Raw genomic sequence first — 12,129 nt, 5'->3', positions numbered from 1 at the left:
AATTTCTGAGGGAGTTGGAATCATGGCCGCTGGCGCCATGAATCGTAAGGCCGCGTCGTTGAAGTCGCTCGCGGACGCCAAGCCCGTCTCGTACTGGCTCGACGACCCCGGCCGCCCCGAGCCGCGCCCCGCCCTCACCGGCGACGAGCGCTGCGATCTGCTCGTCGTCGGCGGCGGCTACAGCGGCCTGTGGACCGCGCTCATCGCCAAGGAACGCGACCCCGCGCGGGACGTCGTCCTCGTCGAGGGCAAGGAGATCGGCTGGGCCGCCTCCGGGCGCAACGGCGGGTTCTGCGCCGCCTCCCTCACGCACGGCACCGCCAACGGGCTCGCCCGCTGGCCGAAAGAGATCAAGAAACTGGAGGAGCTGGGCGCCGCCAACCTCGACGCCATCGAGGCGGCGGTCGCCCGCTACTCCATCGACTGCGACTTCGAGCGCAGCGGCGAACTGGACGTGGCGACGCAGCCGCACCAGGTCAGCGAACTGCGCGAGTTCTACGAGGAGTTGGAGGCGGCCGGTCTTGCCGACGGCCTGGAGCTCCTCGACGGGGAAGCGACCCGAGAACAGGTCGGATCCCCCACCTTCCTCGGCGCCCTGTACGACCGGCGCGGCGTCGCGATGCTCCACCCCGCGAAGCTCGCCTGGGGCCTCAAGCAGGCCTGCCTCGACCTCGGCGTCCGCATCTACGAGCACACCCCGGCGACCGCCCTGGCCTCCAACAGCACCGGGCTCGCCGTCCGCACCCCGTACGGCCGGATCTTCGCGCAGTACGCGGCGCTCGGTACGAACGTCTTCCCGTCCCTCGTCAAGCGGGTCCGCTCCTACACCGTCCCGGTGTACGACTACGCGCTGATGACGGAACCGCTGAGCGCGGCCCAGCTGGAGTCGGTCGGCTGGAAGAACCGCCAGGGCCTGGGCGACTCGGCCAACCAGTTCCACTACTTCCGCCTGTCCGCCGACAACCGCATCCTGTGGGGCGGCTACGACGCGATCTATCCGTACGGGGGACGGGTGCGGGCCGAGCACGACGACCGCCCGGAGACGTACGCGAAGCTCGCCGACCACTTCTTCACGTGCTTCCCGCAGCTGGAGGGGCTGCGCTTCACGCACGCGTGGGGCGGGGCCATCGACACGTGTTCGCGGTTCTCGGCGTTCTTCGGCACGGCGCACGCGGGCCGGGTCGCGTACGCGGCCGGATACACGGGCCTCGGCGTGGGCGCGACCCGTTTCGGCGCGGACGTGATGCTGGACCTGCTCTCGGGTGAGCGCACGGAGCGTACGGAACTGGAGATGGTCCGCTCCAAGCCCCTCCCGTTCCCGCCGGAGCCGTTCGCCTCGATCGGCATCGGCCTGACGAAGTGGTCCCTGGCCCGGGCCGACGCGAACGGCGGCCGCCGGAACCTGTGGCTGAAGGCGATGGACGCGGCAGGCTTGGGCTTCGACAGCTGAGCCCGGCGGGGGTGCGGTGCGGGTGGCTGCGGTGCGGCGGGGTTGCGGTGCGGGTGGCTGAGCCCGGCGGGGCTGCGGTGCGGGTGGCTGAGCCCGGCGGGGCTGCGGTGCGGGTGGCTGGGGTGGTGCTGAGCTGCGGTGCGGGGCGCGGGAGTCTCGCGTCCCGCCGTCTCCGCCGCCGGGCGCCGTTTCCCCACCCACCCGCCCCCACCTTGTCGCAGGGGGCTCCGCCCCCTCCGACCCCGGCGGGCGGCATGCAGGGGCTCCGCCCTCGAACCCCGGTGGGAGGGGTGTATGGGCTCGGCCCTCGGGCCTCGGCGGGAGGGGCTCCGTCCTCCGATCCCGGCGGGAGGGATGCCGGGGCTCCGTCCTTCGGCCTCGGCGGGAGGGATGCCGGGGCTCTGCCCTCGGGCTTCGGCGGGAGGGCTGGTGGGGCTCGGTGGAAGGGCTGGAGGGGCTTGGCCCTTCGGCCTCAGCGGGGGGTATGCCGGGGCTCCGTCTTCCGACCCCGGCGGGAGGGCTGGAGGGGCTCGGCCCTCCGATCCCGGCGGGAGGGATGCCGGCGCTCCGCCCTCGCGCCTCGGCCGGCCGGGCCGTAAGGGGTTCGTCCCTGGCCCCGCCCGATCCCAGTGGTTTCGCCGCCTCCGACTCCGCGGGAGCGGCCGCAAAGGGCTCCGCTCCTTCCCGCCGCGAGGGACAGTCGCTGGGGCCCAGCCCCTGCCCCGTCTGATCGCAGGGGCCCGCCCCTCCGGCCCCGGCTCGCCCCCCGCCTGGGGCGGCACCCCGGTGCCGGCAAGCGCTTCGACCGGGCGGGTGTGCAGCGCGGGGCGGAGCGGAATCGTGACTCGCCGGCCCGGCCGCCGTGCCGGTCAGCTGGCGGTCGGCGTCCCCTGATGGAAGTACATCCGCCACCCCGCCCCCGGATCGTGCCGCCACAGTGAACTCCGGCGCACCCGGCGCCCGTTGTGGTCGGCGTGGTACGTCAGATGGACGACGCCCGGCGCGAGCACCGCACCCGCCATCTCCGTCACCTCGACCGGCCGGTCGTCCGCCGCGGGCGCCGCCCCCGTCACCTCCAGGACCGACGCCCGGTCCCAACGCCGCCCTGACGCCCCGAACTCGAAGAACTCCGGGTCGAGCAGGGCCGTCACCCGCGCGTCATCGGCCCGCACGGCCGGATCGAGGAGCCGCAGTTCCCCCTCGATGGCGGCCTCGATCTGCGCCTGCGCCTCCCGCGTGGTCATCCGCGCTCCGTCCTTGATCAACCGGCGTACGCCCTGATGGGCCCCTGTGACCCGGTTCACTACCTGAAAGTAACCGGAACTCGCGTAATGCTCGGGCCCCCGCCCCCCTCTCGTTCGTGACCAACAGCGTCGAGACGAACAGGGAGGTCCCGAGATGAGTGGCTCCGGGGCGAAGTCGGCGGTCGAGTGGCTGGTGTCGGTGGCGCCGGATCCGGAGGCGTGCCGCTGGGAGTGGGAGCGAAATCCGCTCGGGGTGGCCCTGCTGCCCGCGGGCAAGGAGTGGGACGTGCTGATCCTGCCGGGGGAGTTGGGCTATCCGACCCTCGATGTCCTGACCCGGGTGATCGACCGCCCGGGTCCGGTCCTCGCGGACTTCGGCGACGCGCGCATGGGCTTCTTCGTCCCGGCGGGCACGGTGGCCCGCTGGCTCGGCACCGGGGTGCGGGGTGCGGGCAGCGGCACCTGGATCGTGGTGCCGTACCCGGGCCGGACGACCGGCGGCGTCCGCTGGCTGGTGCCGCCGGACGGCTCCGGCACGCTGACGGACCCCGCGCTCCTCGAACTCGCGATGCACGAGGCGGCGGCCCAACTGGCCAGGGATGTGGGGGAGTAGGGGTGGAGCGTGAGCCGAGGGGAGGCGTCCTGAGGTCTTGACAACTCAATTGGTCTGGACCAAGTTGGGCGCGCTCCACCGCGCCCGTTCCCCCGCCACGCCCGGAGGCAGCCATGCCCACCCCCAGACGCACGCGCATACACCACAGACTTCTGACCGCGCTCACGGCCGGCGCGCTCGCCGTGACCGGCCTCACCGCCCTCGGCCCGGCCGCCGCCCACGCGGCCGACACCGACCTCGCCCGCAACGGCGGCTTCGAGTCGGGCCTGGACGGCTGGACCTGCACGGCGAACACCGGAACGGCCGTCAACTCGCCGGTCCACAGCGGCACTTCATCGCTGCGCGCGACCCCGACCGCCGCCGACAACGCCCAGTGCGCCCAGACGGTCACGGTGCGGCCGGACTCGACGTACACGCTCTCCGGCTACGTACGCGGCAGCTACGTCTACCTCGGCGCGAGCGGCACCGGCACCACGGACGTGTCGACGTGGACGCAATCGGCCCCGGACTGGCAGCGGTTGACGACGACGTTCCGCACGGGCCCGGCCACCACGAAGGTCACCATCTACACGCACGGCTGGTACGGCACCCCGGCCTACAACGCCGACGACCTCACGCTCCTCGGCCCCGGCGGGCAGGTCCCCGTCCCGCCGGCGGCGCCCACGGGCCTCGCGACGGGCACCGTCACGTCCACGAGCGTCGCCCTCTCCTGGACCGCGGTCCCCGGTGCGACGAGCTACGCGATCTACGCCAACGGTGCCAAGTCCCGTACCGTGACCGGCGCTTCGGCGACCGTCACCGGCCTCACCGCCTCGACGGCGTACAGCTTCCAGGTCACGGCCCTGAACGACGCGGGCGAGTCCGCGAAGTCGACGGCCGTCACCGCCACGACGACCGAGGGTTCGACGGGCGGCGGCTCGGCGGATCTGCCGGCCCACGCCCTGGTCGGCTACCTCCACGCGAGCTTCGCCAACGGCGCCGGCTATACCCGCCTCGCCGACGTCCCCGACAGCTGGGACGTCATCGACCTCGCCTTCGGCGAGCCCACCTCCACGACGTCGGGTGACATCCGCTTCAACCGCTGCCCGGTCACCGAGTGCCCGAACGTCGAGTCCGACGCCGACTTCAAGGCGGCGATCAAGGCCAAGCAGGCGGCGGGAAAGAAGGTGCTCATCTCCATCGGCGGGCAGAACGGCCAGGTCCAGCTGACCACGACGGCGGCCCGCGACACCTTCGTGTCGTCCGTCTCGAAGATCATCGACGAGTACGGTCTCGACGGCCTGGACATCGACTTCGAAGGCCACTCGCTCTCCCTCAATGCCGACGACACGGACTTCAGGAACCCGAAGACCCCCGTCATCGTGAACCTGATCGCGGCGCTGAAGACCCTGAAGGCGAAGTACGGCGCGAAGTTCACGCTCACCATGGCCCCGGAGACCTTCTTCGTCCAGAACGGCTACCAGTTCTACGGCACCGGCAAGTGGGGCGGCCAGGACCCGCGCTGCGGCGCCTACCTCCCGGTCATCCACGCCCTGCGCGACGACCTCACCCTGCTCCACGTCCAGGACTACAACTCGGGCCCGATCATGGGCCTCGACAACCAGTACCACTCCATGGGCGGCGCCGACTTCCACATCGCGATGACCGACATGCTCCTGACGGGCTTCCCGGTGGCCGGCGACGCGAACAACGTCTTCCCGCCGCTGCGCCCCGACCAGGTGGCGATCGGCATGCCCGCCTCGACGAACGCGGGCAACGGCTACGTCACCCCGACGGAGACGAACAAGGCCCTGGACTGCCTCACCAAGAAGACCAACTGCGGCACCTACCCGACCCACGGCACCTGGCCGGCGCTGCGCGGCCTGATGACGTGGTCGGTGAACTGGGACCGCTTCAACAACGGGGAGTTCCAGAAGAACTTCGACGCGTACTTCGGCTGAGGACGAGGGCGGCGACGTAGAGCAGCACCGCCGCCAGACACCAGCTCCCCACCACGTCCACCGGCCAGTGATACCCCTGCCGCACGAGCCCCAGGCCCACGGCCGCGTTCACCGCGACGCAGCCGTGGGCCGGGCCGCGTCGTCGCAGGGCCAGCACGCACAGGCCGTACGCGACGGCCGCCGTCGCCGCGTGGCCCGACGGGTAGAAGCCCGTCTCCGGGGACATGGGCGGCGGGCCGGGGCGGGCGAGGAGGGATTGGAGGGGGGCCACCAGGGCCGGGACCAGGGCCATGGTGACGGCGGCAGTTGTCGGGGTGCGCCAGTCGCGGGTGTGCCAGGTGACGTACGCGAGGGTCGCCGCCAGGATCGGGAGGGCCACCGTCAGGTTGCCGAGGTCGGCGAAGAACTCGGCGGGGGGTGAGGGGATCGCGCTCGTGCGGAGCGCGTTGCCCACGCGTTCGTCGAGGGCGAGGAGCGGGCCGTCGGCCGCCACCTGCCAGGTGAGGAGCGCGAACAGGAGGGCCGCGAAAGCCGTGAGGAAAATGGCCGGGCGCCCCGGAGCAGGGGGGGTAGCTCCGAGGCGCCCGATCTGATCGGCGTGCCGCGCGCCCCGGGGGGTTTGGGGCGGGCGACCGTCCGATCGGTGAGGAGTTCCGGAGCCGGAAGCTCCGGGTGTGTGCGCGAGGGCACGACCAGGGCGGGGCTGGGGAGGCTCCGACCCGGCGTCGCCCACAGTCCCCTGTGGGCGAGGTGTTTCTCTCATCTGCAGAAACCGTACGTCAGGGGTTGGGGGCGCGACAGCCGGTTGGCCAACAACCCATCGTGCCCCCACACCTTCTTCACACGGCCCGACCGTTACCGCAGGTCACGGAATGGTTACCGGTTCAACCGTCGCGGGGACGGGCGTGTGACGGGAGGGATCAGAGGGCCGCGAAGGCGCTCTCGATGATGTCGAGGCCCTCGTTGAGGAGGTCCTGACCGATCACCAGCGGGGGCAGGAAACGCAGCACGTTGCCGTAGGTGCCACAGGTGAGGACGAGCAGGCCCTCGGCGTGACAGGCCTTGGCGAGGGCGCCGGCCGCCTCCGGGTTCGGCTCCTTGGTCGCCGGGTCCTTGACCAGCTCGATGGCGATCATCGCGCCGCGGCCACGGATCTCACCGATCTCCGGGAACTTCTCCTGCATGGCGGAGAGACGGGTCTTCATCGTCGACTCGATCTCCTTCGCCTTGGCGTTGAGGTCGAGCTCCTTCATCGTCTCGATGGCGCCGAGCGCACCGGCGCAGGCCACCGGGTTGCCGCCGTACGTGCCGCCGAGGCCGCCCGCGTGCGCGGCGTCCATGATCTCGGCCTTGCCGGTCACGGCGGCGAGCGGCAGACCGCCCGCGATGCCCTTGGCCGTCGTGATCAGGTCGGGGACGATGCCCTCGTCCTCGCACGCGAACCACTGGCCGGTGCGGCAGAAGCCGGACTGGATCTCGTCCGCCACGAAGACGATGCCGTTGGCGGAGGCGAATTCGCGGATCGCCGGGAGGAAGCCCTTGGCCGGCTCGATGAAGCCGCCCTCGCCGAGCACCGGCTCGATGATGATCGCGGCGACGTTGTCCGCGCCGACCTGCTTGGTGATCTGGTCGATCGCCTGGGCGGCGGCCTCGGGGCCCGCGTTCTCGGGGCCGGTCGGCCAGCGGTAGCCGTAGGCCACCGGTACCCGGTAGACCTCGGGGGCGAACGGGCCGAAGCCGTTCTTGTACGGCATGTTCTTCGACGTCAGGGCCATCGTCAGGTTCGTACGGCCGTGGTAGCCGTGGTCGAAGACGATGACGGCCTGGCGCTTGGTGTACGCGCGGGCGATCTTGACGGCGTTCTCGACGGCCTCGGCGCCCGAGTTGAACAGCGCGCTCTTCTTGGCGTGGTCGCCCGGGGTCAGCTCCGCGAGGGCCTCGGCGACCTCCACGTAACCCTCGTACGGCGTGACCATGAAGCAGGTGTGGGTGAACTCCTGGAGCTGGGCGGAGGCCCGGCGGACGACCGCTTCGGCCGACGCGCCGACGCTCGTCACCGCGATGCCGGAGCCGAAGTCGATCAGGCGGTTGCCGTCGACGTCCTCGATGATGCCGCGGTCCACGCGGGCGGTGAAGACCGGCAGCGTGGAGCCCACGCCCGCGGCGACGGCGGCGACGCGGCGCTTCTGCAGCTCCTGCGACTTCGGGCCGGGGATGGCGGTGACGAGGCGGCGCTCCTGCGGGATGTCGCTCATGCGGGGCTCCTGGTTCATGAGGCGGCGTGGCACGGGGCGGGCGCGAGTCCGTGGCTCGGTTCCGGTTCCGGTTCCGCCGGGTTGTACGGGGGGTTTCCTCGCAGGTTAGGGGCGCGGCAGGGGGGCGGTCATGCTCCATGTGGGTGGGGTTGTGCGACGGCGTTGTCCGAGTTGGATACATGCATCCGCCGTCACGTACCGGCCGACGGGGCGCGTACACGGTGAACTCCCTTGGCGCGGGCACTAGATTGAGGCCGGATCGACGCGGACGGACCGGCAGGTCAGGGGGCAGGAGCCATGGACACCGAGGGCACGCACGGGACGCAGGACCCGTCAGGCAGGGAGCAGGCCGCCCCGGTGCCGCGCCCCGCGCAGCCGCCCCGCCCGGCCGGCCCGCCGATGCCCCGGCAGGCCCCGGACGCCGCCCGGTCGTCGGTCGGGCAGTGGCTGTCGGTACGCCGGCCGAGGACGGAACCCGGCGTGTGGCGCTTCGGGTACGTGCCCCGGCCGCCCCGGCAGGACGACGCCGCCGTCGGCCGCAAGCTGCTCGCGTGGATGGCCGGCTCGTTCCTGGTCGGCATGTTCCTGTGGAGCCTGTGGCGGCGCGGCACGCTCCCGTACCAGTGGACGCCGCTGAAGGTGTTCACGCCGGACGCCTGGTGGTGGCCGGGGACCACGAGCGCCCGCGACCCCAAGGCCTACGACGCGCTCGTCGTCTACGAGGGTGTCTCCTTCGGTGTCCTCGTCTTCCTGGTCGCCCGGTTCGGGGCCTGGGCGGAGGGCATCAAGCACTTCGTGATCCGGCGCCCGCAGCCCGCCCGCGCCGTCATCGCGTCGGTCGCCGCGGTCGGCGTCCTGATCTTCGTGTGGCCGGACGCGCTCGGGCTCGACTGGCGGCCCCTCCCGGTCGCCGACCCCGTCCTCTCGCTCGTCGTCCTGATCACCGGCGGCTACGGCTTCTTCAAGGTGCCGGTCCTCGCCTACACCCTGTACGCGCTGATCACGCTGGGCGTGCTGTGGCCGTTCGCCCGGATCGGCGGCTGGCTGGAGGTCTGGGCGGGGCGGTCAGGGCGATCCCGCCGGCAGGCCCCGGCGCGGCCCGCCGCCCCGCCGTCCGCCCGCGCCCAGTGGGCCGAACTGCGCGCCGCCGGCCAGGACAAGGCCGCCGACGTGCTCACCTCCGAGGTCGCGGCCGGCCGGATGAACGACGTCGACTGCGTCCGTGTCACCCACGCCTGGCGCACCCGCTCCGGCGACCCGGACGGCTTCGCCGACACCGTCGTACGCCAGGGCGCCGCCGCCTGGACCCACCCCTCCGGCCAGCGCGACCTGCCCGCCCGCGCCGCCACGCACGACCTGCTCGTCGGCCAGGTGCGGATCGGCCGCTACGCGCACGACGAGCGCAACCCGTACGCCCTGCGCGGCATCGGCGCCGCCCTCGACCCGTCCGTCCTCGGCACCTCGCTGCTCGCCGTCGGGCCCTCCGGCGCGGGCAAGACCGCCGGGGTGGTCAAGCCGGTCGTCGAGTCGCTCGCGCTCCAGGCGCTGACCGGGCAGTGCGCCGTCCTCGTCGTCGGCGCGGCCGGTGCGGGGCTCGGCCCCGAGGACGCGTACGACGTCGTCGTGAAGCCGGGCGACGCCACGTCCGCCTACGACCTCGACCTGTACGCGGGCGCCGCCGACCCCGACGAGGCCGCCGGGTTCCTCGCGGAGGGCCTGGTCGGAGACCTGGAGGGCGTCGACACGCGGCGCGCCGCCACCGCCCTCGCCCAGCTGATCGGCCCGTACCGCGCGGCCCACGACCGCTTCCCCTCCGTACCGGTCCTGCGGGAACTCCTCGAAGGGGACCCCGGCGCCCTCGACGACCTCCGGGCGAGGCTCACCGACCCCGCGCTGCGGCGCGAACTCGACGCCCGCGCACGGCAGTCGGGCACCGCCGCCGACCCCGGGCCGATGCTCGCCGACCGGCTCGCGCTGCTCGACCGCCCGGTGTTCGCCCGGTTCTTCGACGCGGGCGGCGAGGGCAGGCCGTTCTCCGTACGGGCGCTCACGCACCACCCGGTGCGGGTCCGCGTCGACCTGCCGGAGCAGGGGCACGAGGAGGCGTCGCGGCTCCTCGCCCGGCTGCTGCTCGCCCAGTTCACGACCGTCGTACAGGGCGCGGGAAAGCGCTCGCACTTCGCCTGCCTGGTCCTCGACGACGCGGCGCGCACCGTCACCGCCGAGACCGTACGGGCGATCCAGCGGCTGCGGTCGCTGAACGCCGGTGTCGTGCTCGGCCTGCGCACCATCGGCGAGGTCCCCGAGGCGCTCCAAGGTCCCCTGTACGCGGCGGTCGGCTGCCGGATGGCGTTCTCCGGCGTCACCACCTGGGACGGGCGGCGGTTCGCCGAGGCCTGGGGCACCGAGTGGGTGGAGACCGAGGAGGTCGCCCAGCACACGGTCTTCGCCAACCAGCCGTTGACCAGGGCGTTGCACAAGATGCGCAAGATGGTCACCGGGAAGGCCGTGACGACGGACGCCGTGACCGTGCGCAAGGTCGAGCGCGAACGCTGGTCCGCCTCCGACCTCGCGCACGCCGTGCCGCCCGGCCACGCTGTGCTCTCGCTCACCACGGTGCGCGGCGAGCACGCTCCGCCGCTGCTCGTGGACCTGCGGGGCTGAGGCGGCACCTGAAGGTTGGCTGAGGATCGTGGGGGCGCGCCCCCGGAGTACGTACGGTGAGGCAGAATCGGCACAGGGCGTTCATACGGACCGGCCAAAAGCTTCACATCCGGTTCCGGTCTGGGCGTCCCGCTCCCTCCCCGATCCCTGACCCGCCTGCACCCCCAGCTCACCTGAAGGCCCCATGCCGCCCACGCTCGCCTCGCTCGTCCACCACTCGGCGCTCAAGCTCACCGTGCGCGCGGGCGAGGAGCACCTGGACACCCCCGTCCGCTGGGCCCACGTCAGCGAGCTCGCCGACCCCGTCCCCTACATGGAGGGCGGCGAACTCCTCCTCGTCACCGCCCTCAAGCTGGACGCCGAGGACCCCGAGGCGATGCGGCGGTACGTGAAGCGGCTCGCCGGCGCGGGCGTCGTCGGGCTCGGCTTCGCGGTCGGCGTCAACTACGACGCCGTACCGGACGCCCTCGTCGAAGCCGCCCGCCACGAACGGCTCCCGCTGCTCGAAGTGCCGCCGCGCACCCCCTTCATCGCGATCAGCAAGGCCGTCTCCGCGGCCATCGCCGCCGACCAGTACCGGGCCGTGACCTCCGGCTTCGCCGCGCAGCGCGAACTGACCAAGCAAGCCCTGAACGAAGGCCCCGAGGGGCTGCTCGCCGTCCTCGCCGGACAGGTCGACGGATGGGCCGCGCTGTACGACGCCTCGGGCGCCGTCGTCGCCACCGCGCCGGAGTGGGCGGGACGCAGGGCCGCCCGCCTCACCGCCGACGTCGAGCGGCTGCGGGAGCGGCCCGCGCCCGCCAGCGCCGTCGTCGCCGGAGGCGCGGACGACCGGGTCGAACTCCACTCCATCGGTACGGGACGGCGGGCGCGGGCCGCCCTCGCCGTGGGCACGGCGTCGGCCCTCGGCACGGCGGAGCGCTACGCACTGCACTCGGCGATCGCCCTGCTCACCCTGACCACCGAACGCTCGCGCGCCCTGCACGCCGCCGAACAGCGGATCGGGGCGGCGGTGCTGCGGATGCTGCTCGCCGGAGAGCCGGATCATGCGCGGGCCGTCGCCGGAGACCTGTACGGGGCGCTGCTCGACGCGCCGTTCCGGATGGTGCTCGCCGAGACGGTCGCACCGCCGCCGAGCGGGGTCGCGGGGCCCACGGTCCCGGCGTCCGGCACGGCGTCCCTGCTCGCCGAAGCCGTGACGGGGGCGGGCGGCGACCCGCTGCCCGTCCTCGCCGACGTCGTCGAGTCCGCCGCCGCACGCGCCGGCGAGGCCGTCCTCGTCGTACCGGACGGAGAGCGGCTCGTCCTGCTCGTCGTCGACGGGGGCGCGGCCGCGGAGGCCTGCGGGCATTACGCCGAGGCCTTGGAGGCGACCCGTACGGGGGGCTCCGCCGAGAGCGGGGACGAGCTCGTCGTCGGTCTGTCCGCGCCGGCCGGGCCGATCGCCGCGGCGACCGCCTTCAAGCAGGCCGAACAGGCGCTGTCCGTCGCGCGGCGGCGCGGGCGGGTCCTGGTCGAGCACGAGGACGTCGTGGCCGGGTCGGTGCTGCCGCTGCTCGGGGACGACGCGGTGCGGGCGTTCGCGGACGGGTTGCTGCGGGCGCTGCGCGATCATGACGCGACGGGCCGGGGTGACCTGGTCGAGTCGCTCCGGGCGTGGCTGTCGCGGCACGGGCAGTGGGACGCCGCCGCCGCGGATCTGGGGGTGCACCGGCACACGTTGCGGTACCGGATGCGGCGGGTCGAGGAGATTCTGGGGCGGTCGCTCGACGACCCGGACGTGCGGATGGAACTGTGGCTGGCCCTCAAGGCGACCGGGGCCTGATCGACGCCGGTTCGCCGTGGGTGTCCGGGGTACGTTCGCGGGTGCCGCTTTCGCCGTGGCTGGTCGCGCAGTTCCCCGCGCCCCTGGGGAGCTGCGCGCATACCACAAGTGGTGGGACGGGAGTTCCTGGGGACCCAG

At 73.1% G+C, this 12,129-nt stretch carries 8 protein-coding genes; 5 read left to right on the top strand and 3 right to left on the bottom strand.

All coding sequences use genetic code 11. The annotated features are described in order from the left end of the window. Window positions 1-22: 22 nt before the first annotated feature. Window positions 23-1,450, top strand: coding sequence for an FAD-dependent oxidoreductase (locus AB0L37_RS25435; protein WP_365509754.1), 1,428 nt, complete (start codon window positions 23-25; stop codon window positions 1,448-1,450). A gap of 869 nt (window positions 1,451-2,319) precedes the next feature. Here the strand turns inward: AB0L37_RS25435 and AB0L37_RS25430 are convergent. Then, window positions 2,320-2,694 (bottom strand): DUF4440 domain-containing protein, encoded by a 375-nt coding sequence (locus AB0L37_RS25430; RefSeq protein ID WP_365509751.1) that lies wholly within the window; start codon window positions 2,692-2,694, stop codon window positions 2,320-2,322. Window positions 2,695-2,848: 154 nt separating this feature from the next. On the opposite strand from AB0L37_RS25430, the gene AB0L37_RS25425 reads away from it, so the two are divergent. Then, window positions 2,849-3,307 carry a hypothetical protein gene (locus AB0L37_RS25425; protein WP_365509748.1) on the top strand — a complete coding sequence of 153 codons (459 nt, stop codon included), beginning with the start codon at window positions 2,849-2,851 and terminating at the stop codon, window positions 3,305-3,307. Between the two features lie 113 nt (window positions 3,308-3,420). Further along, entirely contained in the window at window positions 3,421-5,247 is a 1,827-nt protein-coding gene (locus tag AB0L37_RS25420; protein WP_365509746.1) for a glycoside hydrolase family 18 protein, read from the top strand. Here the strand turns inward: AB0L37_RS25420 and AB0L37_RS25415 are convergent. Both AB0L37_RS25415 and gabT read right to left on the bottom strand, forming a co-directional pair. Further along, on the bottom strand, window positions 5,201-5,740 hold the full coding sequence (locus AB0L37_RS25415) for a phosphatase PAP2 family protein (RefSeq protein WP_365509743.1): 540 nt from the start codon (window positions 5,738-5,740) through the stop codon (window positions 5,201-5,203). The two genes, AB0L37_RS25420 and AB0L37_RS25415, sit on opposite strands and share 47 nt — an antisense overlap. A 427-nt stretch (window positions 5,741-6,167) precedes the next feature. Next, window positions 6,168-7,502: a 4-aminobutyrate--2-oxoglutarate transaminase gene (gene gabT / locus AB0L37_RS25410; protein WP_365509740.1), complete on the bottom strand. Its 1,335-nt coding sequence runs from the start codon at window positions 7,500-7,502 to the stop codon at window positions 6,168-6,170. Between the two features lie 297 nt (window positions 7,503-7,799). Here gabT and AB0L37_RS25405 point away from each other — a divergent pair, with 297 nt between their 5' ends. Together AB0L37_RS25405 and AB0L37_RS25400 are read left to right on the top strand one after the other, a co-directional pair. Further along, window positions 7,800-10,166, top strand: a complete 2,367-nt coding sequence (locus AB0L37_RS25405) for an ATP/GTP-binding protein (protein WP_365509737.1) — start codon at window positions 7,800-7,802, stop codon at window positions 10,164-10,166. Between the two features lie 184 nt (window positions 10,167-10,350). Beyond that, window positions 10,351-11,991 (top strand): PucR family transcriptional regulator, encoded by a 1,641-nt coding sequence (locus AB0L37_RS25400; protein WP_365509734.1) that lies wholly within the window; start codon window positions 10,351-10,353, stop codon window positions 11,989-11,991. Window positions 11,992-12,129 lie beyond the last annotated feature (138 nt).

Origin of the sequence: Streptomyces sp. NPDC052225, assembly GCF_040679615.1 — a bacterium.
GTDB lineage: Bacteria > Actinomycetota > Actinomycetes > Streptomycetales > Streptomycetaceae > Streptomyces.
This window is presented reverse-complemented; position numbering and strand designations above follow the sequence as displayed.